We start from the raw sequence: 24,102 nt of genomic DNA, 5'->3' as shown, positions 1-24,102 counted from the left end.
TAGGGAGGCTAGCCAGGCCGGGTGCCGTGCTCCAACACAGATATCGGTGATCAGGCCTCGGCGACGTAGAACCAGCGGCCGTCCTCGCGCACGAAGCGGCTTCGTTCGTGCACGGTCCCGGTCCGGCCGCCGGCCCGGTAGTGGGCCTTGAACTCCACCTCGCCGGCCGCCTCGAACAGCGATCCGCCGGCGCTGTCCACCACGTCCAGCCGCAGCCAGCGCTGCGCGTCGTCGAACGTCAGGTCGTCCGGGCGGGTGCTCGGGTGCCACGTCCGGAGCAGGTATCCGGCGTCCCCCCGGGCGAACGCGCTGAACCGCGACCGCATCAGTTCCTCCGCCGTCGCGGCCACCGCCTCCGCGCGATGCAGCCGCCCGCAGCAGGCGTCGTACGTCCCGCCGCTCCCGCACGGGCAGACCTCGCCGCCGCCCTGCCGCTTCCGTTTCGCCATTCGCCCATTCTCCCTGCGGCCCGCGCGGCCGGGGCGAGGGGCCGCGCCCTCCCCCGGCCACCCGGCGGTCAGGAGTACTGCGGGATGATCTCCGAGGCGAAGCTGAGCAGCGGGGTGTGGTCGTAGGCGACACGCGGGAAGTAGAGGATCGGGTAGTCGGCACCGGCCTCGAGGACGGCGTCGATCCGGGCCTGGAGTTCCGCCCGGGACCAGGCGAGGTCGACGACGACCGAGGTGGACTTGATGATGTCGGCGTAGTCGCGGCCGGCCGTGTCGCAGTGCCGGCGGAGGATGGCCAGCTTCTCGCGGATCACGTCGGGGTCGCCGTTGCCGAAGTTGGCGCCGTCGGCGTACTTGGCGACGAGCTTGAGCGTGACGTTCTCGCCGCCGCCGCCGATCCAGAACGACGGGTGGGGGCGGCGTACGCCCTTCGGCTCGTTGATCGGCTTGTCGATCGAGTAGTACCTGCCGTCGAAGACCGGCGCGTCCTCGGTCCACATCTTCGTGACGATCTCGACGGCCTCGCGGAACGCGCCCATCCGGTCCTTGAGCTCGGGCCACTCGTAGCCGTAGGCCTTCCACTCGTGCTCGTACCAGCCGGCGCCGAGGCCCGCGTAGAGGCGGCCGTGGCTGGCCACGTCCACGGTCGAGGCCATCTTGGCGTAGAGCGCGGGGTGCCGGTAGCCGTTGCAGCCGACCATCTGGCCGACGTTGACCCGCGAGGTGTCCCGGGCCAGCGTGGCCGTGATCGTCCAGGCCTCGAACGTGGTGTTCACGGTGGGCTCGGGCGTGGTGTGGAAGTGGTCGTAGACCCAGATCGAGTCCCAGGGACCGGCGTCGGCGGCCTTCGCGACCGCGGTCATCGCCTCGAACTGCTCGACGGGGTCGGCGATCTCGGTGAGATCCATCCGCCAGCCCTGGGGAACGAACACGCCAAATCGTACGGTCATGGGATGATCCTATGACCGCTGATCGACCTCGTCCTGGATCAGTTCGACCAGCTCGACCAGTTTTCCGGCGACCGTCTCGCCGAACGGGGTCAGGCTGTACTCCACCCGCGGCGGGATGGCGGCCTGCACGTCGCGGCGGACCAGCCCGTCGCGCTCCAGCGCCTGCAGCGTCTGGGCCAGCATCTTCTCGCTGACACCGTCGACGCGGCGGCGCAGCGCGTTGAACCGGTACGCGCCGTCGTGCAGCGCGGCGAGTGCCAGCACCCCCCACTTGCCGGCGACGTTCTCCAGGATGCCGCGGGAGGTGCAGTTGCGCGCGAAGACGCTGGCGGAGAGCTGGTCGACGTCGGTCACGCCGCCTACGGTATCCGGTTCCAAGGCACAGCGTTTCGTGTCGGTGCTCACTATCCGTTGGCACTTTCGAAAAGTTAGTACAGTCTCGAGATGCAGCACTGAGCCACTCAACTGGGAGCAGACATGATCGTCGTTACCGGCGCCACCGGACACCTGGGCCGACTCGTGGTGGAGGACCTGCTGGAGCGCGGGGTGCCCGCCGGCGAGATCGTCGCCGCCGCCCGCACCCCGGAGAAGGCCGCCGACCTCGCCGCGCGCGGCGTGCAGGTGCGCGAGGCCGACTACGACCGGCCGGAGACGCTGGCCACCGCGTTCGCCGGCGCGACGAAGGTGCTGCTGGTCTCCAGCGAGCCGGGCAACCGCGTCGCGCAGCACCGGGCGGTCGTCGACGCCGCGAAGGCCGCGGGCGCCGGCCTGCTCGCGTACACCAGCATCCTGAACGCGGACACCACGGAGATGCACCTGGCCGCGGACCACCAGGCGACCGAGGCCGCGATCAAGGAGTCCGGCCTGCCGTACGTGTTCCTGCGCAACAGCTGGTACTTCGAGAACTACACCGGCCAGTTCCCGCAGACGCTGCAGAACGGCGCGATCCTCGGCGCGGCCGGCGACGGGCGGATCGCCGCCGCCGCGCGGGCCGACTACGCGGCAGCGGCCGGTGCGGTGCTGACCTCGGACGGCCCGGTCGGCGTCGCCTACGAGCTGGGCGGCGACGTCCCGATCACGCTGGCCGAGCTGGCCGCGGAGGTGACCGCGCAGTCCGGCACCCAGGTCGTCTACCGCGACCTGCCCGCCGACGAATTCGAGAAGGCGCTGGCCGGCTTCGGCATGCCGGCCCCGGTGGCGGCGCTCTTCGCGGACGTGGACGTGAACATCGCGCGCGGCGCGCTGAACACCGGCTCCGGCGACCTGTCCCGGCTGATCGGCCGGCCCACCACGCCGCTGGCCGACGCGGTCGCGGCCGCGCTCAAGGCCTGACCGCACCCGGATCGGGGCGTCGTTCCGGCGAACGGCGCCCCGGTGCCGGCCACGGCGGTCAGTGCGGGTAGGCCGCCGGCGGGGAGGCGCGGTGCCGGCCGCGCCTCGCCGCCTCGGCCTCCGCCGAGGTGCCCGCCGGGAGCGCACGGGCCTGGATCGCGCGGCCCTGGTCCTGCTTCCGGTTCGCCTTGACCGTGTACATGTGCGCGTCCGCCGCGCGCAGCACGCCGTCGAAGTCACGCCGGCCGAAGCTCGCGGTCCCCGGCACACCGACCATGCCGTCGCCGACCGTGGTCGCGAAGCCGATGCTGGTGCCGACGTACACGGTCTCGCCCATCAGCTGGATCGGCTGCGCGACCGCGTCCATGCAGCGCCGGGCCACCTCGGCCGCCACGCCCGCGTCCGCGCCGGAGAGCACGATCACGAACTCGTCGCCGCCGAGCCGGGCCACGATGTCGTCGTCGCGGGCCTGGGCGAGCAGCCGGGCCGCGACCACCTTGAGCAGCTCGTCGCCGGCCGCGTGCCCGAGCGTGTCGTTGACCTGCTTGAACCCGTCCAGGTCGAGCGCCAGCACGGCCATCTCGCGCCGGTCGGCCATCGCCTGCCGGGCGAAGTCGTGCAGCCGGGTCCGGTTCGCCAGGCCCGTGAGCGCGTCGTGGTGCACCTGATAGCTGAGCGCGGCCTTGGCGTCCCGCATGGCCTGGATGCGCTTGTTCGCGTTGCTGGCCGGCAGGCCGGTCAGCAACGTCAGCGCGAGCAGCACGCCGATGATGACCGGGAGGCCGAGCCCGTCGCCGGGCGAGAGCCAGTCCGGCGCCCGCAGCGAGACGATGCCGAGCAGCCCGGCGATCGCACCGGCACCGCTGACGAACGCGCCGCGCAGGTCCGCGCGGTAGGCGGCGCCGTGGATCGGCACCAGCAGCAGCGCCCAGACCTGGCCCGCGCGCGGATCGCCGGACGTGCCGTAGATCAGCATCAGCACGCTGAACAGGTCGATCGGGATCTGCGCGAGGCTCAGCACGCGGTAGACGCGCCGGGCCCGGCAGCGCAGCGCGACCAGCGACAGCATGCTGCCGAGCGCGAACAGCAGCACGGCGACCAGCACCCAGGTCATCTCCGGGAGGCCGTGCAGCGTGGGACCGGGCGCGACCAGCACGAAAAGGATCAGCACGGCGACGGCGCCGAAGACGCGCACACCGAGCGAGACCAGCTCGACCGTGCGTCGTTGCTGAAGCGAGCCGGCGTCGACTTCGCCGTGCCCCGCCTTACCGTTCATCCCCACCGTCCCCGGCCGCCGTGCCTGTCCCATCGGCCGTGGAGGTGCGAACTTTACGAACGCACGCCGCGCAGGAAGTCCCGCAGCGCGTCCCGGTACGGCGCGATCGTGCCGAGCTCGGCGTGTTCGTCCGGCCCGTGCTGGCCCTCGCCGCCGATGCCGAACGCGACCGCGGCCATCCCGGCCTGGAAGTAGAACCGGCCGTCGCCGGCACCGTGCCGGCGCAGGAACGCCCCGGCGTACCCCTGCGCCCGCGCGGCCCGGCGCAGCGCGGTCACGTCCGGGTGGTCCCGCTCGGCCAGGTGTGGCGCGTCGACGTGGGCGACGCCGACCGTGACACCCGGACCGGCGATGTCCGCCAGATGCTTCGTCACCTCGGCGACACCGCGCCCGGTGAAGTCCGGGTCGGTGGGCGGGAAGCGCAGGTTCAGCCACGCCGAGGCCGCCGCCGGCACCTGGTTGAACGCCGTGTTCGGCGTGTCGATCCGCGCGACGTTGATCGTGGTGCGCCACGCCTCCTCGGCCGGCACCGGGTAGCGGGAGAGCAGCGCCCGCACCGCGTCGACCACGGTGAGCAGCGCGTTGTCGCCGAGCCACGGGTAGGCGCCGTGCGCGGCCCGGCCCGCCGCGGTGAGCGTGACGTCGATCAGGCCCTTGGACTCGACCGTGATGTCCAGCCGGCTCATCTCGCCGATCACCGCGAAGTCCGTGGTCACCCCGGCCTCGATCTGGTGCCCGGTGCCGTCCCGGCCGCCGACCTCCTCGTCCAGGACCAGTTGCAGGCCCAGCGGGTACGGCAGGGTCGGTGCCAGCTCGCGGAACACGTCCGCCATGACCAGCGCGGACAGCTTCATGTCCTGGGCACCGCGGGCGTAGAGCCGGTCGCCCGCGCGGCGCGGCGTGAACAGCGCGTCCGGCGCGGGCACCACGTCCAGGTGGCCGTTCAGGATGATCCGGAACCGGCCGGGCCGCACGTCACCGCGGTAGAGCAGCGCGCTCGGCTTGCCGCGCGACTCGAACCGCTCGACCGTGATGCCGGGGCCGACGCGGTCGATCATCCAGTCCAGCGCGCGGGCCAGCTCCGCGGGCCGGTCCGCGGTGCTCGGGATGCGCAACAACTCGTCGGCCGCGGTCAGCCACGCCTCGTCCAGCATCGATCCATTGTGTCGGATCAGGGCGAGTACGGCAGGCCGACATAGTTCTCCGCCAGCGAGGTCGCGGCGGCCGTCGAGGACGCGGTGTAGCGCAGCTGGGCCAGCTGGAGCTCGCGCTGGAACGGGTCGTGGCCGGGGAACGTGTGCAGCATCGAGGTCATCCACCAGGAGAAGTGCTGGGCGCGCCAGACCCGGGCGAGGCAGTCCGCGCCGTACCGCTCGGCGGGTCCCGGATCGTTGCCGGTGAGGAGCGCGGTGAGCGCGACGCTGAGCCGGCGCACGTCCGCTATCGCGAGGTTCATCCCCTTCGCGCCGGTCGGCGGCACGATGTGCGCGGCGTCGCCGGCCAGGAACAGCCGCTCGTGCCGCATCGGCGCGACCACGAAACTGCGCATACCGGTCACGCCCTTCTCCAGGATCGGCCCCTCGGCCAGCGTGAATCCGTCCGCGGCCAGCCGGGTGTGCAGCTCGTCCCAGATCCGCCGGTCGGACCAGTCCTCGATCCGCTCGTCCGGCGGCACCTGCAGGTAGAGGCGGGTGATCGTCGGCGACCGCATGCTGTGCAGGGCGAAGCCGCGCGGATGGTACGTGTAGATCAGCTCGTGGTGCGACGGCGGCGCCTCGGCGAGCACGCCGAGCCAGGCGAACGGGTACGTGTGCTGGTGGACGGTCAGCGCGCCGGCCGGGATCGCGTCGCGGGTGATGCCGTGGAAGCCGTCGCACCCGGCGAGCACGTCGCACCGCAGGATCTGCCGCGCACCGGCCGAGTCGCGGAACGAGACCGTGGCGGCGCGCGGGTCCACCGCCACGTCGGACACGCCGAAGCGCAGGTCACCGCCGTCCGCGAGGCGTCGTGCGATCAGGTCCTTGACCACCTCCTGCTGGCCGTAGACGGTGATCCGCCGCCCGGTCAGCGCCCGGAAGTCGATCCGGTGGTCCGCGCCGTCGAAGCGCAGCGAGATGCCGTCGTGCGGCAGGCCCCGCGCGTCCATCCGCTCGCCCACGCCGGCCTCACGCAGCAGCTCGACCGTGGGCTGCTCCAGCACCCCGGCCCGGACGCGGGCCTCCACGTACGCCCGGTCGCGCAGCTCCAGGACCACGGAGTCGACGCCCGCGAGGTGCAGCAGGTGCGACAGGAGCAGGCCGGCCGGGCCGGCGCCGATGATCCCGACCTGAGTCCGCATACATCGCACGCTATCGCTGTTCCGGTGGCCGGAAAACAGGCGAACGCTTTTTACCTACCCGTCAGTAGGGTAGCCTCGCGCACATGAGCATCTCGGGAACCTGGAACGTAGAGATCAGCACGCCGATGGGCAAGCAGACGGCGGTCCTCGACCTGACCGCGGACGGTGACGTGCTCACCGGCACCGCGAAGCAGGGCGGCGAGACCGCCCCGATCCAGGACGGCACGGCGTCCGGCGACAACGCCACGTTCACGCTCGACCTGACCAAGCCGATCCCGGTCAAGCTGGCGTTCAACGTGACCGCCAGCGGCGACGACCTCTCCGGCGACGTCAAGCTCGGCGCGTTCGGCACCTCGAAGGTCTCCGGCACCCGCGCGTGAGGGTGTTCACGCTCTCCGGCTCAGGCCGGAGAGCGTGTCCGTCAGCAGCGGCCAGTGCGGGTCCCGCGGGTCGATGAACGAGTAGTGGTGCGCGTCCGCCGGCGCGATCAGCTCGGCCCCGCACCGCGCCGCGTAGGCCTCGGACAGCGCGGCCGGCACCGTCTCGTCCCGGCGGCCGTGCAGGAGCACACACCGGTCCGCGGGTACGGGTGGCAGCCGCATCGGGTCGAGCGCCGTCCCGTCGTGCGCGCCGAGGAACGCCCGGACCGCGCCGCCGCCCAGCCCCAGCTCCTCGGCCCGGCGCAGGTCCGCGACCGGGGCGAGCGCGACCGTCCGCAGCGTGTGATCATGCGCGGCCGCCCACAGCGCGAGCTGGCCACCGGCCGAGTGACCGATCACGATCATGCGACCGTCGTGCGCGCTCACCAGCGACGGCAGCGCGTCCAGCGCGGCCCGCACGTCGGACGCGGTCGCGTCCGGGTCGCCGGGGACCCGGCGGTACTCGACCGCGGCGGTGGTCCAGCCGGCCGCGCGCAGCGCCTCCGCCATCGGGCCGGTGTGCGTGCGGTCGAACCGCGGGCGCCAGAACCCGCCGTGCAGGATCACCAGCAGCGGCCGGGTCGCGTCGCCGAGGCGTACCCCCGCGATCTGGTCCTGATCCACGCCGTAGGCGACCGTCCGGTCCGGCGCCGGCGCCGGCCGGGACAGGACCGACTCGTCCTCGCCCGGCATCAGGCGAGCGCGGCCAGCGCCGCCGCGGCGCGCCAGCAGTCGTGGTAGCTGGAGTAGAGCGCCGCCGGGGCCAGCCGGATCACGTCCGGTTCGCGCGAGTCGACCAGCACGCCGTGCCCGAAGCGCAGCCGTTTGGCCAGCTCACCGGCGCTCTGCCCGGTCACGCGCACGGAGACCTGCCCGCCGCGGCGGTCCACGGCCCGGGGCGTGATGACCTCCAGCGGCCGGTGCGGCGTGACCGAGCCCAGCAGGTCCATCAGGTACTCGGTCAGGCGCAGGCTGCGGGCGCGCAACGCGGGCATGCCGACCTCGTCGAACAGGGCGAGCGCGCTGGTCATCGGCGCGAGCGCGAGCGTCTGCGGCGTGGAGAGCTGCCACGCGTCCGCGCTCGCCGGCGGGCGGCTGACCGGCGCCATCTCGAACCGGGTCCGCTCGTCCGTGCCCCACCAGCCGTCCAGCCGCCGGATCGCCGGGTCGCCGAGGTGCCGGGCGTGCACGAACGCGCTGCCGGGCGCGCCCGGGCCGGAGTTGAGGTACTTGTAGTTGCACCAGGCCGCGAAGTCGACGCCCCAGTCGTGCAGGCGCAGCTCCACGCTGCCGGCCGCGTGCGCCAGGTCCCAGCCGACGAGCGCACCGGCCGCATGCCCGGCCTCGGTCAGCGCCGGGATGTCGACGAGCTCACCGGTCAGGTAGTTGACGCCGCCGAGCAGCAGCAGCGCGACCGTGTCGCCCTCGTCCCGCAGGAACGCGGTGACGTCCTCGGTACGCAGCGCGTCCTCGCCGGCGCGCGGACGCAGCCGGACCACGGTCGCGTCCGGGTCCAGGCCGTGCAGCGCGGCCTGGCTGCGCACCGCGTAACTGTCCGACGGGAACGCGGCGTCCTCGATGACGATCCGGGTCCGGGCGCCGGACGGCCGGTAGAACGAGATCATCAGCAGGTGCAGGTTGACGGTGAGCGAGTTCATCACCACCGTCTCCGCCGGACGGGCGCCGACGATCCGCGCGGACGGCACGGCGAGCCGCTGCGGCAGCGTCAGCCAGGGCTCATGCGCCTCCCAGTGGCCCTCGACGCCGAGCGTGGCCCAGTCGTCCAGGTGCGCGGCCAGGTCGTCGCGGACCGCGCGGGGCTGCAGACCGAGCGAGTTGCCGACCAGGTACGCCGACTCCGCGTACCGGCCGCCGGACGCGGGCGGGACCAGGAACATGGACCGGTGGCCGGGGTCCTCGGCGTCCCGGCGCAGCGCGTCCGTCTCATCCGGCGTCATCGGGTCCGGCATCATCGGGTCTCGGGTCTCCGCTCGTCTCGTCGCTCGGTGCCGGGTCGCCCCCGGGCGCTCACATGTGGGTGCGAGCCTCCCACAGCTCGGGAAAGACGACCCGGGCCGCGGACCGTTCCAGCCAGGTGATGCCGGCGGAGCCGCCGGAGCCGGGCTTCGCGCCCATCGTGCGGCGCACCGTGAGCAGGTGCTGGTGCCGCCACTCGCCGAACGCCACGGCCACCGCGGTCAGCGCCTCGCCGAGCATGCGCAGGTGGTTGTGCGGGCCGTCGTCGGCGTAGATCTCGACCCAGCCCCGGCCGTGCCGTCGCGTCAACGCCATCGTCTCGTCCCACAGGCTCGGCTCCTCGAGCGCCTCGACCAGCCGGGGGTACGCCTCGGAGCCCCGGAACGGCCGGATCAGCGACTCGGTCTTCAGGCCGAGCAGGAACTCCAGCTCCCGGTAGGCCGCCGACTGGAAGCCGGAACCCTCGCCGAGCAGGTCGCGGAACCCGTTGAAGTCGGACGGCGTCATCCAGCTCAGCGCCTTCCACGCCGCGTTCAGGCCCTCCAGGTCCAGCGCGGCGCGGCGCAGCGGGGCGAGCGCGCCCCAGGCGTCGTCCTTCCTGATCAGGTCGCGCGCGCCGGCCAGCTCGAACCGGGTGAGGCCGAAGTACAGCTCCATGATCTGGCTGACCATCAGGAACGACATCTCGCCCGGCTCACCGCTGAGCGTGCGCTGCAGCGAGTGCAGCGTGGTGGCGTGCACGTAGGCGTCGTAGGGCACGCGGCCGGCGAACGTCGTCGTCGGCTCGCCGGCGTTCGCGGCGGCCCTGGCGTCACGCTGGGCCGCGGTCCGGGTCTCGATCACGCGGTCAATGATTCCTCCGCGCTCCGGCTTTCCGGAATGCCTTGTCGCTGGTCCTTCCCGGCATCTACCTTGCTTTCATAACCTGATCTTGCGATCGACCTTACGAACGGAAAGTGCGTATGGACGACATGGACTGGGCGATCCTCGGCGAGCTCCAGGCCGACGCCCGGCTGTCCTACTCCGAGCTGTCCCGGCGGGTGCACCTGTCCGCGCCGGCCGTAGCCGAGCGGGTGCGACGCCTCGAGGAGTCCGGCGTGATCACCGGCTACCACGCGCACATCGACCCGGCGCGGGCCGGACGCAGCGTGCTGGCGCTGATCCGGATGTCCTGCTACGGGCCGCTCTGCGTGCTGCGCGACCCGGACGTGGCGACCTGGCCGGAGATCCTGCAGATCCACCGCGTCACCGGCGACACGTGCTGCATGCTGCGCGTCGCGGCCGCGTCGATGGTCGCGTTCGAGCGGGTGATCGACCGGCTCGGCCGGTACGGGCCGCCGTCCAGCACCATGATCCTGTCCACACCGCTGGAGTGGCGGCCACTCACCCGCTCCTGACATCGCCACGGCCGACCGCGCGCTTTCCGGCCATGCCCACCGGAAAGCCCGTCCATCATAGACCTGTTCGTCGATACGGCAATTGCGCGGGCACCATTACCGGTAGCCTTCCCGGCATGACGAGAATTGCGAATTCTACCCTCCTCCTCGCCGCATCCCTCTCGCTCGCCGGGCTCTCTCTCGCGCTCTCCTCACCCGCACACGCGGATGACACCACCTACTTCCAGATCCGGAACGTCTACAACGACAAGTGCGTGGACGCGGACAAGGGCATGATCGTGAAGAACGGCACGCGGCTGCAGTTGTGGGACTGTCACACCGGCGACAACCAGCTCTGGTACGCGGACGGCGGCACCATCCGGAACAAGGCGAGCGGACGCTGCCTGGACGCGGACACCCAGACCGCGGGCATGCCCGGCACCCGCGTCCGGCTCTGGGACTGCTCCGGCGCCGAGCACCAGGAGTGGCGTATGGAGCCGATGGAGAACGGCAACACCATGATCCGCAGCGTGGCGACCGGACGCGGTCTGGACGCGGACCGCAACGTGCTGTTCCAGAACGGCACCGACGTGCAGCTCTGGGACGACTGGAACGGCACGGACAATCTCAACCAGCAGTGGTACACGGCCCACTAATCGCTATTCACGACATCCGGATTCGCGGCAAGAAAAGCCTTCACGTCGTCCTCGGCCATCGCCTCGAACATTTCCGTCGACGTTTCGTCGAGAATCTCCGCGCTGCCCACTCCGTCGATCGTCTCGGTGTTGAAATCGCCGTCGTTCACCTTGAGCGTGGTCAGCGCGCCGGAACGGATCCCGCGCATCGCGAAGATCCAGTCCTCCAGCGGAATGCCGCCGTCGTCAACCGTCATGGTCCTGCCGACGGCGGCCAGCAGGGACGGCAACTCGGTCGCGTCCCCCTCCAGGACGCCGTTCAGCACCGCCTTCATGAACTGCTGCTGGTGCCGCTGCCGGCCGTAGTCGAAGTCGTTCGTCTCCAGCAGGTCGCGCTGCCGCACGAAGTCCAGTGCCTCGTCGGGTGTGAAGCACCGGTTGCCCTTCTCGTACACGTTCGGCGTCACGCCCGGCACCCGGCCGCGGATCGTGCCGTCCGGGTTCACCAGGAACGGCGGGGCCGGCTCGCCGGTGCGGTCGTTCGTGCCGACGTGGATCGAGGTGACCTGGCCGTCGACGTACATGCAGACCTCGCCGAGCGCCTCCACCACCTCGGTGAACCCGTCGAAGTCGATGATCGCGCCCGCGTCCGGTGTGATGCCGGTCGTGTCCCGCACCGTCATGGCCAGCAACTCGAACCCGCCGGACAGCGCGTCCGCGCCGGTCAGACCCTGACTGCCGAACGCGAACGCCGCGTTGATCTTGTTGGGCCCGCCCGCGAACGGCACCTCGCCGTTGTCGTACTCCGGGATCTCCACCAGCGTGTCCCGCGGCAGCGACACCAGGTACGCGTGGTCGTGCGTGGCCGGGATGTGCAGCACGATGATCGAGTCGGACCGGGCCGGCTCGCCCTCGTCCTCGCCCGGCCGGGTGTCCAGGCCGACCAGGAGGATGTTCTTCGCGCCGTCGACGTCGACCCGCTCGCGCTCCTTGCGGGCGTCGCCGAGCAGGTCCTGGCGGGTCACGGTGCCGGTGGCGGCGGTGAGCAGCATGCGGCCGCCGACGACCGCGCCGCCGCCGAGCACCAGCGCGGTCGCGGCCGCCCCGGCGAGGACCTTCCCCCACGGGGTACGCCGTCTCCCCCAGCCGCTCTGCCGTCCCCAGCCGCTCCGCCGTCCCCAGCCGCGCTGCCTCCTGCTCCGACGCCTCACACGCTCTCCTGATCGTTCGGGCGGCGGGCGTTACGCACGCGCGGCCGCTGCGGCGGTCATTACCGTCGATCACGCACCGCAGCCGCCGAGGGTTCAGACGTCACCTTCCGTAAGTATCGAGTGACCCGCGGAGCCCGCACGGACATGAGCCGTCGCCGGAGTCGCGGCCTCGGCCGGAGTCCCGGCCGCGCCGGGCGTCGCGGGGCCGGCTCAGCCGCGCGGCACGGCTATGTGCGGCCCGCCCGAAGTTCACGTACCCGACTGAGTCTCGCGGGCCGCCGGCGGCACGCCGGGAGGCGGACGGTGGGCCGGTGGCCGGCGTGGGGTGCCGCGATCAGCGGTCGTCGTAGGAGGCGCGGCTGGCGCGCACGTGCTCGTGGTGGCGCAGCGACCAGTGCAGCAGCGCGGTCAGCGGCTCGGTCAGCGACCGGCCGGCCGGCGTCAGTTCGTAGTCGACCCGCGGCGGGACCGTGGGATGGACGGTGCGGGTGAGCAGGCCGTCGCGTTCCAGCGAGCGCAGCGTGTGGGTGAGCATGCGCTGGCTGATGCCGGCGGCGGCGCGGCGCAGGTCGGTGAAGCGGCGCGGGCCGTCGCGCAGCAGCACCACGACGATCACGGTCCACCGGTCGCCGATCCGGTCCAGTGTGTCGCGCAGCGGGCAGTGCTCGCGCATCGACTCGGTGACCCGGACGTCCGGTGGCAGGCGCAGGTCCATCATGGTTACTCCCGTGTGCCTCGGGCACTTCCGACTGCCCTCTTCCGCGCAGATCATGGCGGCGGCACGATCGGTGCGGCAATCCGGTTTCGAGGAGGTGGCGGAATGCGCATCGGGGTGACCGGCGCGTCGGGCGCGCTGGCGAGTGCGGCGGTCCGGCTGCTGGCCGCGGCGGGACACGAGGTCGTCGCGCTGACGCGCACGCCGGGATCGTGCCCGGCCCCGGACGGCGTGACCGTGCGCCGGGCGGACTTCGACGAGCCGGCCGGGTTGCCGGCCGCGTTCGCGGGCGTGGACCGGCTGCTGCTGGTCAGCACGGACGCCTGGGAGCCCGGGCGGCGGATCGCGCAGCACACGGCCGCGATCGACGCGGCCCGGGACGCGGGGGTGCGGCACCTGGTCTACACGTCGCTGGTCGCCTGCGACGGCCCGCCCGACATGCTGCACCGCGCGCACCGGGCCACCGAGGCGCATCTGCGCGCGACCGCGCCACGGTGGACGATCCTGCGCGATGCCGTCTACGCCGAGGGCATCCCGGGGCTGCTCGCCGGCGCCCGCACCACCGGCCGGTACGTGACGAACACCGGCGACGGCGCGGTCGCGTACGTGCGGCGCGACGACTGCGCGGCCACGGCCGCCGCCGCGCTGGTCCGCACCGGGGACCTGCACGGCCGGGTCCTGGACGTGACCGGCCCGCGCGCGCTGACCGCCGGTGACCTGGCCGCGCTCGCCGGGCCGGAGGTCACCGCGGTGCACGTGTCCGACGACGGCTACCGCGCCCACCTGATCGCCGGCGGCACCCCGCCGCCGGTCGCCGACGCGCTGGTCGAGCTGGGCCGCGCGATCCGCTCCGGCCGCTACGCCACCGTCACCACCACGGTGCCCGACCTGACCGGCAGACCGGCCACCGAGGCCGGCCGACCGGATGGCGGCTGACCGGCAGAACCGGCTGACGGGCGGGACCGCATAACCGGCGGGACCGGCTGACCGGCGCGACCGGCGGAACCGGCTGACCGGCGGAACCGGCTGACCGGCGCGACCGGCGGAACCGGCTGACCGGCGGAACCGGCTGACCGGCGCGACCGGCGGGACCGGCTGACCGGCGCGACCGGCGCGACCGGCGGGACCGGCTGACCGGCGGGACCGGATAACCGCCTTGGCGGACAACCGGCAAGACACGCTGACCGCCAAGGCGGTCATCCGGCAGGGCCGGATGACCGGGTCCGCGCACAGCGATCGGGGCATCCCGTGGCGGGACGCCCCGATCGGGGACGGTGTGGTGCTCAGCCCTCGGTGGCCGGTGCCTCCTCGGCCGGGATGTCGCCGGTGCCGCCGGTGTCCGGTGGGGTGACCGGATCGGTGGTCGGTTCGGGCTGCGGGCCGGTCCCGCTGCTCGGCGCCGGGTCGGCCGTGGCCGGGGCGTCCGCCGATGCCGTGGTCTGCGGCACCTCGGCGGGCGCGGTGGCCGTGGTGGTCGGGTCGACCGGCACGGTCGAGATGGGCGGCTCCGGGGTGTAGACCGGGGCCGGGTCGCCGTCGCCGGACAGGAACGGCACCGTGGTGGCTCCCGCCGAGCCGTCACCGAAGAGGCCGGCCAGCGAGTCACCGGCCATCAGCTCGAACGCGGAGATCGCCAGCATGGCGAAGACGAACATCGCGGCCGTGGCCAGGCCCAGCCGGACCCAGTGGGCGCGCCGGCCGGCGCGGTCGTCGTCCCGGTCCGGCCGGTCCGCGAACCGGGCGCGGGCCGGTGCCCCGCCGTCACGGCCGGCCGGGCAGGCGCCGATGTCGGCTCCACCGCCGTCCGTGCCGAACCCGGAGGCCGGCCCGGAGCCCGAGCCGGACGCGGAGCCCGAGCCCGAGCCGGACGCGGAGCCCGAGCCCGAGCCGGACGCGGAGTCGATGCCCGTGCCGGCCGCGGCCGCACGGGCCGGGACCGGGCGGTCCGAGGCCCGGCGCCCGTCGGCGGCGTCGTCCCGGGTGCCGGACGCGTCGGCGCGATCGTCCAGGAGGACGGTGTCGTCGCTCGCGCGCGGCACGGGTGCGGGACGGCCGGCCGGGGTCGCCACGCGCGTGGTCGCGCCGACGACCGCGAGGGCCTGCTCCAGGCGTACCCCCCGAAGGCGTTGGTAGGTGTGTTTGAGCGAGTGTGCGTAGAGCTCCTGGCCGACCGTGGCGATCACGCTGGCCAGCGCGGCGCCGACGATCGTGCCGGTGACGCCCAGCCAGGACGCGCACACGGCGGAGGAGATCGCGGCGAGCGTGCCGGCCGCGAGCTTCACCAGGTCGATCTTCGACCAGACCCGCCGTTCCTTGTCGTCCTCGTGGTGTTGATCCTTGGTCATTCCGTGGCCCGTGCCCCTCCCTCGCGCGTCAGGTCCCCGCACCGACATACCCATCCGGCGGCGCCGAACCACGGAATCGACCATGAGTGATTCAGGACGCGCCGCTGGCCTGCCAGTTCAGCCGGACGAGAAGCTGACGGGCCTGCTCGGCGACGTCCGGCGTGGTGGTCACCGCGTACTGGCCGGCCTGCAGCGAGCTGCGCGAGGTGAAGTCGCGGCGGCCGCCGGTGAGCGCGTGCGCGATCGCGCCGAAGACCGCGCCCCAGAGCGCGCCGATCAGCACGGCGGAGAGCATGATGCCGAGCCAGGAGCCCTCGGTGAACAGGCTGAGCAGCAGGCCGATGAAGAAGCCGAAGTAGGCGCCGCTGGCCAGGCCGGCGAGCGCGGCACGGCCGACCGTGAGCCGGCCCAGCACGTTCTCGACCAGGCGCAGGTCGGTGCCGACGATCGCGGTCCGCTCCACCGGGAACTGGTTGTCGGAGAGGTAGTCGACCGCGCGCTGCGCGGACGGGTAGTCGGGGTAGCTCGCCACCGCGACGGTCGAGCCGGTGTCGGGGCCGATCGGTGCGGGCACGGCGCCGGCGGGGCCGGGCGGAATCGGTCTGCCGGGGTCGGTATCGGACATCTTCGCCTCCAGGTAGTCGGTCGTCTCGACCGGAGTACCCGGCCGAGGACACGGTTCGGCATCCGGAGGCATGTGAATTCGTTGTGTGCACGGTCACCGGTGCGACGATCTGTGGCGCCTCGGACAACCGGCGGAGGATGATCCATCGCAGCGGAGGGATACAGCATGGAGCAACCGGACTTCGTACAGCTCTTGACGCCGGACGGCGAGCGGATCGAGCGGTCGGTCGGTCAGGACGGCGTGGAGTACTCCGTCGACCTGACCGACGAGGAGCTGATGGGCCTCTACCGGGACATGGTGGTGACCCGGCGGCTGGACGCCGAGGGCGTGGCGCTGCAGCGGCAGGGCGAGATGGCGCTGTGGGCGAGCCTGGCCGGGCAGGAGGCGGCGCAGGTCGGTTCGGGCCGGGCGCTGCGGCCGCAGGACATGCTGTTCCCGAGCTACCGCGAGCACGGCGTGCTCTATGCCCGCGGCCTGGACCCGCTGCTGCCGTTCTCGCTGTTCCGCGGCCTCGACCACGGCGCCTGGGACCCGGCGGAGCACCGGACGCAGATGTACACGCTGGTCGTCGGCGCGCAGACGCTGCACGCCACCGGGTACGCGATGGGCATCACGCTGGACGGGCGGCTGGGCGACGACGGCGAGGCCGCGATCGTCTACTTCGGTGACGGTGCGACCGCGCAGGGCGATGTGAACGAGGCGTTCGTCTGGGCCGGCGTGCACCAGGCCCCGGTCGTCTTCTTCTGCCAGAACAACCAGTACGCGATCAGCGTGCCCCCGGAGCGGCAGTCCCGGGCGCCGCTCTACCGGCGGGCGGCCGGCTTCGGCTTCCCGGGCGTGCGGGTGGACGGCAACGACGTGCTGGCCAGCTACGCGGTGACGCGGCACGCGCTGGACCGGGCGCGCCGCGGCGCGGGTCCGATGCTGATCGAGGCGTACACGTACCGGATGGGCGCGCACACCACGTCGGACGACCCGAGCCGGTACCGGGCGAGCGCGGAGGAGCAGGCGTGGGCGGCACGCGACCCGATCGCCCGGCTGGCCACGTTCCTGCGCCGCCGCGGGCTCGCGGACGACGACCTGTTCCTGAAGATCGAGGAGGAGGTCCGGCGGCTCTCGGTGGAGTTGCGCGAGCGGGTGCTGGGGCTGCCTGCGCCGGACTCGTCGACGATCTTCGATCACGCGTACGCGCACGGGTCACCGCTCGTGGAGGCGCAGCGTGCCCGGCACGAGGCGTACACGACCTCGTTCGAAGGCTGACCCCAACCTCTGTCGATCTTGGACGGTCGGCGCGTACCGTCGCGGTCATGATTGCCGCGCCGTGCACGTGAACACACCTCCTCAGCACCAAAACCTTGCAAGTCGGTAGGAAATGTGGGAAGTTTCGGCGCAACATATCCATCGCACGGAGGCGCACCCATGTCCCACCACGTCTTCTCCCGCCGTGACCTGCTCCGGGCCGCCGGTCTCGCCGGTGGCGCCGTCGCGCTCGCGGCCTGCGCCGGGCCCGGCGGCGAGGCCACGCCGGCTGCGAGCGGTGGCTTCGACGGCCCGGTCGAGGGCGAGCTGTCGTTCGCGCACTGGCGCGCCGAGGACAAGGACGTCTTCGACCAGGTGATCGCGAGCTTCGTGGGGAAGCACCCGAAGGTCACGGTGCGGCAGGACATATCCGCGTCCGCGGACTACCAGAGCACCGCGCTGACGAAGATCCGCGGCGGCGGCGTGGGCGACGCGTTCACCGCGTTCCGCGGCGCGCAGTTCACCACGGTCGCGTCCGCCGGCGTCTGGACCGACCTGACCGGCCAGCCGCTGGTCGGCGCGTACGAGCCGGCGCTGATCGCGGCCGGTGCGCAGGGCGGCCGGCAGCTCGGCCTGCCGTACCAGCTGGTCTTCAACATGCCGGTGACCAACCCGGACCTGCTCGCCCGGCACGGGTACGCGGACCTGCCGCGGACCTGGGACGGCTTCCTCGGCGTGCTCGACGGCCTCAAGGGCAAGGGCGTCACGCCGATCGCCTGGCCGGGCGGCGACAGCGGCAACGGCGGCCAGCTGATCAACTCGATGGTGATGAACAACGCGCCGGCCGACGACGCGTTCGCCCAGGTCGAGGCCGGCACGCTGAAGGTCACCGACGACTGGTTCCTCACCACGCTCCGACAGTACGAGCAGCTCAGGCCGTACTTCCAGGACGGCGCGACCGGCACCGCCAACGAGGCCGCGATGCAGCTGTTCGCCACCGGCAAGGCCGCGTTCCTGGCCACCGGCTCCTACGCGGCCGGCCCGGTCCGCAAGCTCGGCGCGCGGTTCCCGTTCGGGCTGTACGCGCCGATCACGGTCGCGAACCCGCGCTACACCGGCATCTTCAACGCCACGTTCATCCTCGGCGTCAACGCGAACTCGCCGAAGAGGGCCGCCGCGCTCGCCTGGCTCACCCACCTCTCCGACCCGGCCGTGGCCGCGGTCTACGCGAACGGCACGTCCCAGCACGTGACCGTCGCGGGTGTGGAGTACACGAACCCGGACCTCCGGGCGTTCGCACCCTGGCTCACCGAGAAGACGCTGCTGGCGCCGCGGTTCCAGTTCAACGACCTGGACATCCGTACGGCCGTGGAGGAGGCCGCCGTGAAGGTCGTCGGCGGCACGAAGCCGGAGGAGGCGGCCGAGGCCGCGCAGCGGGTGGTGGACCAGAAGCGGTGAGGCGACACTGGGGTCTCTACCTGTTCCCGATCCCGGCGCTGGCGCTCTACCTGGCGTTCTTCGTGCTGCCGGCGGTCCAGGGCCTGCAGTACGCGATCACGGACTGGGACGGTTTCAGCCCGACGTTCAACCGGGTCGGCACCGGCAACTTCACGCGGATCGTCACCGCGGACGACCAGTTCGCGAACGCGCTCGGCAACAACCTGACGTTCCTGCTGTCCGTGGTGAGCGGGCAGACCGTGCTGGCCCTCGGGCTGGCCGTGCTGCTCGCCGCCCGCAGCCGCGGCTCGACCGCGCTGCGCGCGCTGTTCTTCCTGCCGACCGTGCTCTCCTCGATCTCGGTCGCGTTCGTCTGGCGGTTCGTCTACGACCCGAACCTGGGGCTGCTGCACTCGCTCGGCGTGCCCGGGGTGTTCCTCGGTGACGAGGACACCGCGATCCTGTGGGTCGCGGTGGCGCAGATCTGGTTCCACGCCGGGCAGATGATGGTGCTGTTCATCGCCGGCCTGCACCAGATCCCGGCCGAGCTGTACGAGGCCGCGCACGTCGACGGCGCCGGGCGCCGGCAGCGGTTCCGGTTCGTCACCTGGCCGATGCTGGCCCCGACGACCGCGCTGGTCGTCGCGTACACCACGATCCAGTCGTTCAAGGCGTTCGACCTGATCCTCGGCCTGGCCGGCAACCCACCACGGTCCTCGCTGGACATCCTGTCCACCCGGATCTACACCACGTTCGCCAACAGCCAGCTCGGGTACGCCGCCGCGGAGTCCGTCGTGTTCATGATCGCCATCGGGGTCGTCACCTGGATGCAGAACCGGGCGGCGCGGATCGGAGCCGGACGATGACCAGACGAGCACTTCTCGCGGTCTACGCGCTGCTGATCGTCGTACCGCTGATGGTCGTGCTCTTCGGCTCCTTCAAGACCACGCCGGATCTGTTCGCGTCGCCGTTCGGCCCGCCGCTGTCCCCCACGCTCGGCAACTACCGGGTGATCCTCGGGGACGCCGGACTGCTGCGCGTCTTCGGCAACAGCGTGCTCGTGGTGATCGTCTCGGTGCCGGTCACGCTGGTGCTGGCGAGCCTGACCGGCTACGCGGTGGCCCGGCTCCCCCGCTGGCCGTCCCGGATCCTGTTCGGTGCGTTCGCCGCCGGTCTCGCGGTGCCCGCGCAGGCCATGATGATCCCGCAGTACGTCCAGTTCGACCGGCTCGGCCTGCGCGACAGTCTGTTCGGCCTGATGCTGGTCAACGTGGTGGTGACGCTGCCGGTCGCGGTGTTCATCCTGTCCGGCTTCATGCGCACGCTCCCGCGCGAGCTGTTCGAGGCCGCGGCGCTGGACGGCGCCGGGCCGTGTGCCGTCTACCGCCGGATCGCGGTCCCGCTGTCCCTGCCGTCGCTGGCCGCGACCGCGATCTTCCTGCTGGTCATGCACTGGAACGACCTGCTGTACCCGCTGCTGTTCATCGACGACCCGGCCAACCGCACGCTGCCGCTGGCGCTGCTCGACTTCGCCGGTGAGTACCTGACCGACTATCCCCTGCTCTTCACCGGCGTGGTGATCGCCTCGATCCCGATGGTGCTGCTCTACGCCGTCCTGCAACGGTGGTTCGTCGCCGGCATCACGGCGGGAGCGATCAAGGGCTGACCCGCGGCGCCGGTAGGCCGCACCGCCCCATTCCTTCCTAGGAGGCTAGCCTCATGCCTCCGTCAACGTCACGCGCGGAGCTCGCGCCACGAGGAGTAGTGCTGGATGGAGATGCCGTTGTAGGCGCGGTCCCGGGCGGCCGCGCGGTCCAGTGCGGACAGCTGCGTCCCCAGCACGGTCGCCCCCTCCTCCGCGAAGCTGCAGTGCGCGCAGTCCGCCAGCACCGCCGTCTCCGCGCCGAGGCGGACCTTCTTGCCCGCCTTCGCGCCGCGGCCGAGCCAGTCACGGCTGATCTCGTACATCGAGTTGGGTCCGACCGCGGTGTCGCGGTAGCTCATCACGGTGACCGCGTCGACGCGCTTGAGCGTCTCGGCGGCCAGGTTCCGCCCGCCGGTGACGGTCACCTCGCCGTACCAGAACGCCACGTCCGCCTCGATCGGCAGCGTGGCGCCGGACCGCAGCCTGTCCAGCATGGACAGATAGCGGGCGCCGAGCGTCGCGCGGTTGCCCTCCCAGCTGGGGAGCACGTGCGGTTCCACGTCGACGTGCAGGCCGGCGAAGAGGCCGGTGGCGGTGACCGCCGTGCGCCACGCGACGGCCTGGGCCGGGTCGGCGATCCAGGCCGGGTCGCCGTTCAGCGCGACGAGCCGGATGCCGACCGCGGCGGCCCGCTTCCTGATCTCCTTCAGGCGGGCGAGCTGCGGCGTGCGGGCGACGTCCGTCTCCACGTACGCGAAGATCTCCCGGACGCCGCGGGCCGCCGCCCACGGCACGACCTCGGCCGCCTCGGCGCGGCTCCACAGCCACATGGCCCGCGCGCCGGCCGCGCCCTGCGGCGTGGCCACGCTGGTCAGCTTCGGCGTGACCACCGGGACCGCGGCGGCCACCACCGCCAGCGCGGCCGTGGCCAGCCTCGTTCTCCACCGCCCCGCCATCGCCGCCTCCGTGCGTCAAAGAGCGAACGGGCGAGCCCGTGGATCCCCGGGCTCGCCCCGCCGCTCGTCCGTGAGCGGCGCGTCAGCAGTATCGGCGCCGGGCGTCCCGGCTGAAGGGAAACGCGGTCAGCTGCTCGCCGGGACCGGGACGTCCACGCTGCCGCCCTGGGGCAGCGCCAGGAACTGGGGACAGCCCTTGGGCGCCTCGCCGGTGAGGCAGCGCTGCATCGCGTCGTAGAGCACGTACCCGTCCGGGCCGAGCACCTCGACGAGCTTCTCGATCTGCTTGAGCTTCTCGTCGACGGTCGCGTTCTGCTCCTTGATCGCCTGCCGCTCGGTGATCGCCACCTGGACCGCGGCGAGCCCGTCGACCAGTTCCTTGCGCGGCGCCGGCTTCTGCAGCGTCAGGTTGAACTGGGTGAAGTACGCCTTGCCGCCGGTGGTCGCCATCACCGCGTTGCCCAGGTTCGTGTTGATCGCGGCCTCGAACTGCGCGCGGGTGGCCGGGTCGTTGTAGAGCGCGAGCCAGTCGTACTTCTGCGCCTCGGTGGCCAGCGCCTTGTTCAGCGGCTGTCCGATGTAGAACCGCAGCATCTCCAGCCACCGGTCGGTGGTCTGACCGTCGTCGTCCATCGTCGGCTGGAACTTGAGGCCGATCTCCTCGTGGAACTCGCGCAGCATGCCGCCGTCCGGGTCACACGACGTGTCCAGGTGGAAGGTCAGCCCGCCGGACACGGTCAGCTCCTGGTTGTCCTTGGAGACGACGGTGAACGGGTTGCTCTCCGCGTCGTCGCCGCCCATGAAGTCGAAGTTCCGCTGGCCGGCCGGGTACTTGTAGTACTTCTCGCCGAGCCCGTCCCACGTGCGGTTGTTCTGGGTCACGCACTCCTGGTAGGTGGTGCTCGAGAACGAGCCCGCGTTGTAGTGCAGCGCCACCTGGTCCGACTCCGTGCTCACCGTGCTGCACCCGGCCAGCATCGGCATGGTCACCGCTGCCGCCAGGACGACCGCCACCGTTCGCCGCATCGGTCTCCCCCGTCGTGTCGTCGTTCTGACCCGCAGAGTAGGGAGCCCGGTCAATCGGACGGCCGACACTATGGTCGGGAACACATACGTAGAAATGTGGATTCACTCGGCGAATCGGTCACGCTATAGGCAACCCCCGAGAGACCCTCCAGAGAAAGCGACTCGCGTGAACCGCAACCGTCGTCTGCCCCTCGTCGCCGCCACCGCGCTGCTTGCGCTCGCCACCGCCGCCTGCGGCTCATCCGGCACGGACGCCGCCGCGTCCGGAACGAACACCTCCCCCACGAACAGCACCGTCCCGGTGACGGCCACCACGGCCGGCGGCGCGGGCGGATCGGCCACCGACGTCCCGGCGAAGAAGGGGATCACCCTCCGGGTGACCGGCGGGCACAGCACGGCGGACGTCTCGTACCTGATCGGCACGGCGAACACCGAGGAGAAGGCCACCACGCTGCCGTGGCAGAAGGTCGTCGTCCCGGTCGACGAGGTGTTCCACGTCTCGCTGATCGCCATGTCCACCACCGAGGCGGCGGACCTGACCTGCGAGATCTTCATCGACGGCACCTCGGTGGACACCGCGAAGGCCGGCGAGGCGTCCGGCGGCGTCGCCGGCTGCGAGTGGAACGGCAAGGACAACTAGCCGAACAGGCGGAGCGCGAGCCAGAGCGTGAGGGTGCCGGTCACCAGCGTGACCGGCACGGTGATCGCGCCGAGGCGGGTGAAGCGGCGGTTGCCGGGCGCGTGGTCGTGGGCGTGCAGGATCTGCCGCCAGAGCAGCGTGGCGAGCGAGCCGACGTAGGTGAGATTCGGGCCGAGGTTCACGCCGAGCAACACCGCGAGCGTGAGGCCCGGGTTCCCGGCGGTCAGCGGCACCAGCATCAGCGTGGCCGGCAGGTTGTTGAGCAGGTTCGCCAGCACCGCGGCGAGCGTGGCCGCGGCGAGCAGGCCGGGCAGCGTGGCCTGCTCCGGCACCAGGTGCCCGACCAGCGCGCCGAAGCCGGAGTCGCGCACGGCCAGCACGACCACGCCGAGCGCGGGCACGAACAGCAGGAACGCCGGGTGTACGGCCCGCAGCAGCCGCCGGGACCCCGCGCCGGGCGCCCGCCACAGCCTCGGCACGGCCAGCACCAGCGCGCCGAGCGTGGCCACCCACGCGGGATGCACACCGGCCAGTTCGCCGAGCGGGAACCCGGCCAGCGTCGCGGCCAGCACACCCAGAGCCGTCCGCGGTACGCCGGGATCCGCCGGCGCGGCGGGCGGCTCCGGCGCGCCGGACGCCCGTCCCGGTGCGGCCGATGCGGCGGGTGCCGCTCCCGGTGCGGCCGGTGAGCCGGACGCCGCTCCCGGTGCGGCGGGTGCCGCTGCGGGTGCCGTGGTCCGGTCCGGGGTAGGGATGCGCAGGTCGGCGCGGAAGAAGAGCCGGAAGATCAGGTACTCGGCGGCGATGACGGTGAGCCAGGGCAGGGTCATCAGCGCGGCGAAGCCGGCGAAGGTGAGGCCGCTGGCGGCGAACGCGAGCAGGTTGGTCAGGTTGGAGACCGGCAGCAGCAGCGACGCCGAGTTGGCCAGATGGGCGCAGGCGTAGACGTGCGGCGTGGTCGGCGCGCGCATCGCACGGGCGGCGCGCAGCACCACCGGGGTCAGCAGCACCACGGTGGCGTCCAGGCTGAGCACGGCCGTGACCAGAGACGCGAGCACGAAGACGATGCCGAGCAGGCGGCGTGGTGAGCCGGCGCCGCGGGCGGTGGCGAGCCGACCGGCCCAGGTGAAGACGCCGGCCTCGTCCGCGAGCGCGGACAGCACCAGCACGGCGGCCAGGAACGCCACGGTCGGGGCGAGCTCGACGATCTCGTCCCACGCCTCCGCCGGTTCCACCATGCCCAGGAGCACGACCAGCAGCGCGGCGGGCACGGCCGCGGCCGCCTCGGGGAGGCCGCGCGGCCGGATCACCGCGAACGCGAGCACGGCCGCCAGTATCAGCAGCGCCACCACTGTTCCCATGACGTCCGCCCTGGTGCCGAACCGGATCTTTGCCGCCGGACCAGCTACCCACCCGGGCCGGCCCGTACGCCGGATCACCGAAAGGCCGGGGTATGAGACGCGCCTCGTCACCCGTTCGGTTGCCGGCTGTGACGCATCTGTCGATAGTGG

The 24,102-nt window shown here is 72.4% G+C and carries 26 protein-coding genes; 10 read left to right on the top strand and 16 right to left on the bottom strand.

Going from position 1 to position 24,102, the window contains the following annotated elements; genetic code table 11:
- Positions 1-50 precede the first annotated feature (50 nt).
- The 3 genes from J2S44_RS28850 to J2S44_RS28840 all read right to left on the bottom strand — a co-directional run bounded on the left by J2S44_RS28850 (position 51) and on the right by J2S44_RS28840 (position 1,753).
- Positions 51-449 (bottom strand): YchJ family protein, encoded by a 399-nt coding sequence (locus J2S44_RS28850; RefSeq protein ID WP_310420312.1) that lies wholly within the window; start codon positions 447-449, stop codon positions 51-53.
- A 68-nt stretch (positions 450-517) separates the two neighbouring features.
- Positions 518-1,399 carry an LLM class F420-dependent oxidoreductase gene (locus J2S44_RS28845; protein ID WP_310420310.1) on the bottom strand — a complete coding sequence of 294 codons (882 nt, stop codon included), beginning with the start codon at positions 1,397-1,399 and terminating at the stop codon, positions 518-520.
- A 9-nt stretch (positions 1,400-1,408) separates the two neighbouring features.
- Positions 1,409-1,753 carry a winged helix-turn-helix transcriptional regulator gene (locus tag J2S44_RS28840; RefSeq protein WP_310420308.1) on the bottom strand — a complete coding sequence of 115 codons (345 nt, stop codon included), beginning with the start codon at positions 1,751-1,753 and terminating at the stop codon, positions 1,409-1,411.
- A gap of 123 nt (positions 1,754-1,876) precedes the next feature.
- Here J2S44_RS28840 and J2S44_RS28835 point away from each other — a divergent pair, with 123 nt between their 5' ends.
- Positions 1,877-2,731, top strand: a complete 855-nt coding sequence (locus J2S44_RS28835) for an NAD(P)H-binding protein (protein ID WP_310420307.1) — start codon at positions 1,877-1,879, stop codon at positions 2,729-2,731.
- A gap of 58 nt (positions 2,732-2,789) precedes the next feature.
- On the opposite strand, the gene J2S44_RS28830 is transcribed toward J2S44_RS28835, so the two are convergent.
- The 3 genes from J2S44_RS28830 to J2S44_RS28820 are packed head-to-tail and all read right to left on the bottom strand — an operon-like array spanning position 2,790 to position 6,345.
- Entirely contained in the window at positions 2,790-4,007 is a 1,218-nt protein-coding gene (locus tag J2S44_RS28830) for a diguanylate cyclase domain-containing protein (RefSeq protein ID WP_310420305.1), read from the bottom strand.
- A 53-nt stretch (positions 4,008-4,060) separates the two neighbouring features.
- Entirely contained in the window at positions 4,061-5,161 is a 1,101-nt protein-coding gene (locus J2S44_RS28825) for a M20 family metallopeptidase (protein WP_310420303.1), read from the bottom strand.
- A 17-nt stretch (positions 5,162-5,178) separates the two neighbouring features.
- Positions 5,179-6,345 (bottom strand): 4-hydroxybenzoate 3-monooxygenase, encoded by a 1,167-nt coding sequence (locus J2S44_RS28820; RefSeq protein WP_310420301.1) that lies wholly within the window; start codon positions 6,343-6,345, stop codon positions 5,179-5,181.
- Positions 6,346-6,428: 83 nt separating this feature from the next.
- Between J2S44_RS28820 and J2S44_RS28815 the strand changes: the two genes are divergently transcribed.
- Positions 6,429-6,725, top strand: coding sequence for a hypothetical protein (locus J2S44_RS28815; protein WP_310420299.1), 297 nt, complete (start codon positions 6,429-6,431; stop codon positions 6,723-6,725).
- 6 nt (positions 6,726-6,731) lie between these two features.
- Here J2S44_RS28815 and J2S44_RS28810 read toward each other — a convergent pair whose 3' ends face one another.
- The 3 genes from J2S44_RS28810 to J2S44_RS28800 all read right to left on the bottom strand — a co-directional run bounded on the left by J2S44_RS28810 (position 6,732) and on the right by J2S44_RS28800 (position 9,593).
- Complete coding sequence (locus J2S44_RS28810) at positions 6,732-7,457, bottom strand: alpha/beta hydrolase family protein (RefSeq protein WP_310420297.1); 726 nt, start codon at positions 7,455-7,457, stop codon at positions 6,732-6,734.
- The gene (gene kynU, locus J2S44_RS28805) at positions 7,457-8,722 is read right to left on the bottom strand and encodes a kynureninase (protein ID WP_374727916.1); all 1,266 of its coding nucleotides are present in this window, start codon (positions 8,720-8,722) and stop codon (positions 7,457-7,459) included. The genes J2S44_RS28810 and kynU overlap by 1 nt, the downstream gene beginning before the upstream one ends.
- Before the next feature lie 70 nt (positions 8,723-8,792).
- Positions 8,793-9,593 carry a tryptophan 2,3-dioxygenase gene (locus J2S44_RS28800; protein WP_374728026.1) on the bottom strand — a complete coding sequence of 267 codons (801 nt, stop codon included), beginning with the start codon at positions 9,591-9,593 and terminating at the stop codon, positions 8,793-8,795.
- Between the two features lie 110 nt (positions 9,594-9,703).
- Here J2S44_RS28800 and J2S44_RS28795 point away from each other — a divergent pair, with 110 nt between their 5' ends.
- Together J2S44_RS28795 and J2S44_RS28790 are read left to right on the top strand one after the other, a co-directional pair.
- Positions 9,704-10,138: an Lrp/AsnC family transcriptional regulator gene (locus J2S44_RS28795; protein ID WP_310420293.1), complete on the top strand. Its 435-nt coding sequence runs from the start codon at positions 9,704-9,706 to the stop codon at positions 10,136-10,138.
- A 116-nt stretch (positions 10,139-10,254) separates the two neighbouring features.
- On the top strand, positions 10,255-10,773 hold the full coding sequence (locus J2S44_RS28790; RefSeq protein ID WP_310420291.1) for an RICIN domain-containing protein: 519 nt from the start codon (positions 10,255-10,257) through the stop codon (positions 10,771-10,773).
- Here J2S44_RS28790 and J2S44_RS28785 read toward each other — a convergent pair.
- Both J2S44_RS28785 and J2S44_RS28780 read right to left on the bottom strand, forming a co-directional pair.
- Positions 10,770-11,963, bottom strand: coding sequence for an LCP family protein (locus tag J2S44_RS28785; RefSeq protein ID WP_310420289.1), 1,194 nt, complete (start codon positions 11,961-11,963; stop codon positions 10,770-10,772). The genes J2S44_RS28790 and J2S44_RS28785 overlap by 4 nt on opposite strands.
- A gap of 334 nt (positions 11,964-12,297) precedes the next feature.
- Entirely contained in the window at positions 12,298-12,681 is a 384-nt protein-coding gene (locus tag J2S44_RS28780) for a winged helix-turn-helix transcriptional regulator (protein ID WP_310420288.1), read from the bottom strand.
- 102 nt (positions 12,682-12,783) lie between these two features.
- On the opposite strand from J2S44_RS28780, the gene J2S44_RS28775 reads away from it, so the two are divergent.
- Positions 12,784-13,614: an NAD(P)H-binding protein gene (locus tag J2S44_RS28775; RefSeq protein ID WP_310420286.1), complete on the top strand. Its 831-nt coding sequence runs from the start codon at positions 12,784-12,786 to the stop codon at positions 13,612-13,614.
- A 347-nt stretch (positions 13,615-13,961) separates the two neighbouring features.
- Here J2S44_RS28775 and J2S44_RS28770 read toward each other — a convergent pair whose 3' ends face one another.
- Positions 13,962-15,023, bottom strand: a complete 1,062-nt coding sequence (locus tag J2S44_RS28770; protein WP_310420284.1) for a hypothetical protein — start codon at positions 15,021-15,023, stop codon at positions 13,962-13,964.
- 91 nt (positions 15,024-15,114) lie between these two features.
- Complete coding sequence (locus tag J2S44_RS28765) at positions 15,115-15,660, bottom strand: YflT domain-containing protein (RefSeq protein WP_374728025.1); 546 nt, start codon at positions 15,658-15,660, stop codon at positions 15,115-15,117.
- Positions 15,661-15,813: 153 nt separating this feature from the next.
- Between J2S44_RS28765 and pdhA the strand changes: the two genes are divergently transcribed.
- The 4 genes from pdhA (at position 15,814) to J2S44_RS28745 (ending at position 19,990) form a co-directional block, all read left to right on the top strand.
- Positions 15,814-16,908, top strand: a complete 1,095-nt coding sequence (pdhA, locus tag J2S44_RS28760) for a pyruvate dehydrogenase (acetyl-transferring) E1 component subunit alpha (RefSeq protein ID WP_310420280.1) — start codon at positions 15,814-15,816, stop codon at positions 16,906-16,908.
- Between the two features lie 159 nt (positions 16,909-17,067).
- On the top strand, positions 17,068-18,345 hold the full coding sequence (locus tag J2S44_RS28755) for an ABC transporter substrate-binding protein (RefSeq protein WP_310420278.1): 1,278 nt from the start codon (positions 17,068-17,070) through the stop codon (positions 18,343-18,345).
- Positions 18,342-19,190 carry a carbohydrate ABC transporter permease gene (locus tag J2S44_RS28750; RefSeq protein WP_310420275.1) on the top strand — a complete coding sequence of 283 codons (849 nt, stop codon included), beginning with the start codon at positions 18,342-18,344 and terminating at the stop codon, positions 19,188-19,190. Before J2S44_RS28755 ends, J2S44_RS28750 begins: the two co-directional genes overlap by 4 nt.
- Positions 19,187-19,990 (top strand): carbohydrate ABC transporter permease, encoded by an 804-nt coding sequence (locus tag J2S44_RS28745; RefSeq protein WP_310420273.1) that lies wholly within the window; start codon positions 19,187-19,189, stop codon positions 19,988-19,990. Before J2S44_RS28750 ends, J2S44_RS28745 begins: the two co-directional genes overlap by 4 nt.
- A gap of 68 nt (positions 19,991-20,058) precedes the next feature.
- On the opposite strand, the gene J2S44_RS28740 is transcribed toward J2S44_RS28745, so the two are convergent.
- The gene (locus tag J2S44_RS28740; RefSeq protein WP_310420271.1) at positions 20,059-20,925 is read right to left on the bottom strand and encodes a hypothetical protein; all 867 of its coding nucleotides are present in this window, start codon (positions 20,923-20,925) and stop codon (positions 20,059-20,061) included.
- A 126-nt stretch (positions 20,926-21,051) separates the two neighbouring features.
- On the bottom strand, positions 21,052-21,951 hold the full coding sequence (locus tag J2S44_RS28735) for an SPFH domain-containing protein (RefSeq protein ID WP_310420270.1): 900 nt from the start codon (positions 21,949-21,951) through the stop codon (positions 21,052-21,054).
- Positions 21,952-22,117: 166 nt separating this feature from the next.
- On the opposite strand from J2S44_RS28735, the gene J2S44_RS28730 reads away from it, so the two are divergent.
- Positions 22,118-22,591, top strand: a complete 474-nt coding sequence (locus J2S44_RS28730) for a hypothetical protein (protein WP_310420268.1) — start codon at positions 22,118-22,120, stop codon at positions 22,589-22,591.
- Here the strand turns inward: J2S44_RS28730 and J2S44_RS28725 are convergent.
- Entirely contained in the window at positions 22,588-23,952 is a 1,365-nt protein-coding gene (locus J2S44_RS28725; protein ID WP_310420266.1) for an SLC13 family permease, read from the bottom strand. The two genes, J2S44_RS28730 and J2S44_RS28725, sit on opposite strands and share 4 nt — an antisense overlap.
- Positions 23,953-24,102: the final 150 nt, after the last annotated feature.

Source organism: Catenuloplanes niger (assembly GCF_031458255.1).
Lineage (GTDB): Bacteria > Actinomycetota > Actinomycetes > Mycobacteriales > Micromonosporaceae > Catenuloplanes > Catenuloplanes niger.
Note: the sequence above shows the minus strand (reverse complement) of the source record. Positions and strands in the feature narration are given on the sequence as shown.

Coding starts and splice junctions, on each gene's coding strand:
- J2S44_RS28850 (WP_310420312.1), bottom strand. CDS start 449: ATGGCGAAACGGAAGCGGCAGGGCGGCGGCGAGGTCTGCCCGTGCGGG.
- J2S44_RS28845 (WP_310420310.1), bottom strand. CDS start 1,399: ATGACCGTACGATTTGGCGTGTTCGTTCCCCAGGGCTGGCGGATGGAT.
- J2S44_RS28835 (WP_310420307.1), top strand. CDS start 1,877: ATGATCGTCGTTACCGGCGCCACCGGACACCTGGGCCGACTCGTGGTG.
- J2S44_RS28830 (WP_310420305.1), bottom strand. CDS start 4,007: ATGAACGGTAAGGCGGGGCACGGCGAAGTCGACGCCGGCTCGCTTCAG.
- J2S44_RS28825 (WP_310420303.1), bottom strand. CDS start 5,161: ATGCTGGACGAGGCGTGGCTGACCGCGGCCGACGAGTTGTTGCGCATC.
- J2S44_RS28820 (WP_310420301.1), bottom strand. CDS start 6,345: ATGCGGACTCAGGTCGGGATCATCGGCGCCGGCCCGGCCGGCCTGCTC.
- J2S44_RS28815 (WP_310420299.1), top strand. CDS start 6,429: ATGAGCATCTCGGGAACCTGGAACGTAGAGATCAGCACGCCGATGGGC.
- J2S44_RS28810 (WP_310420297.1), bottom strand. CDS start 7,457: ATGCCGGGCGAGGACGAGTCGGTCCTGTCCCGGCCGGCGCCGGCGCCG.
- kynU (WP_374727916.1), bottom strand. CDS start 8,722: ATGACGCCGGATGAGACGGACGCGCTGCGCCGGGACGCCGAGGACCCC.
- J2S44_RS28795 (WP_310420293.1), top strand. CDS start 9,704: ATGGACGACATGGACTGGGCGATCCTCGGCGAGCTCCAGGCCGACGCC.
- J2S44_RS28790 (WP_310420291.1), top strand. CDS start 10,255: ATGACGAGAATTGCGAATTCTACCCTCCTCCTCGCCGCATCCCTCTCG.
- J2S44_RS28780 (WP_310420288.1), bottom strand. CDS start 12,681: ATGATGGACCTGCGCCTGCCACCGGACGTCCGGGTCACCGAGTCGATG.
- J2S44_RS28775 (WP_310420286.1), top strand. CDS start 12,784: ATGCGCATCGGGGTGACCGGCGCGTCGGGCGCGCTGGCGAGTGCGGCG.
- J2S44_RS28770 (WP_310420284.1), bottom strand. CDS start 15,023: ATGACCAAGGATCAACACCACGAGGACGACAAGGAACGGCGGGTCTGG.
- pdhA (WP_310420280.1), top strand. CDS start 15,814: ATGGAGCAACCGGACTTCGTACAGCTCTTGACGCCGGACGGCGAGCGG.
- J2S44_RS28755 (WP_310420278.1), top strand. CDS start 17,068: ATGTCCCACCACGTCTTCTCCCGCCGTGACCTGCTCCGGGCCGCCGGT.
- J2S44_RS28745 (WP_310420273.1), top strand. CDS start 19,187: ATGACCAGACGAGCACTTCTCGCGGTCTACGCGCTGCTGATCGTCGTA.
- J2S44_RS28740 (WP_310420271.1), bottom strand. CDS start 20,925: ATGGCGGGGCGGTGGAGAACGAGGCTGGCCACGGCCGCGCTGGCGGTG.
- J2S44_RS28735 (WP_310420270.1), bottom strand. CDS start 21,951: ATGCGGCGAACGGTGGCGGTCGTCCTGGCGGCAGCGGTGACCATGCCG.
- J2S44_RS28725 (WP_310420266.1), bottom strand. CDS start 23,952: ATGGGAACAGTGGTGGCGCTGCTGATACTGGCGGCCGTGCTCGCGTTC.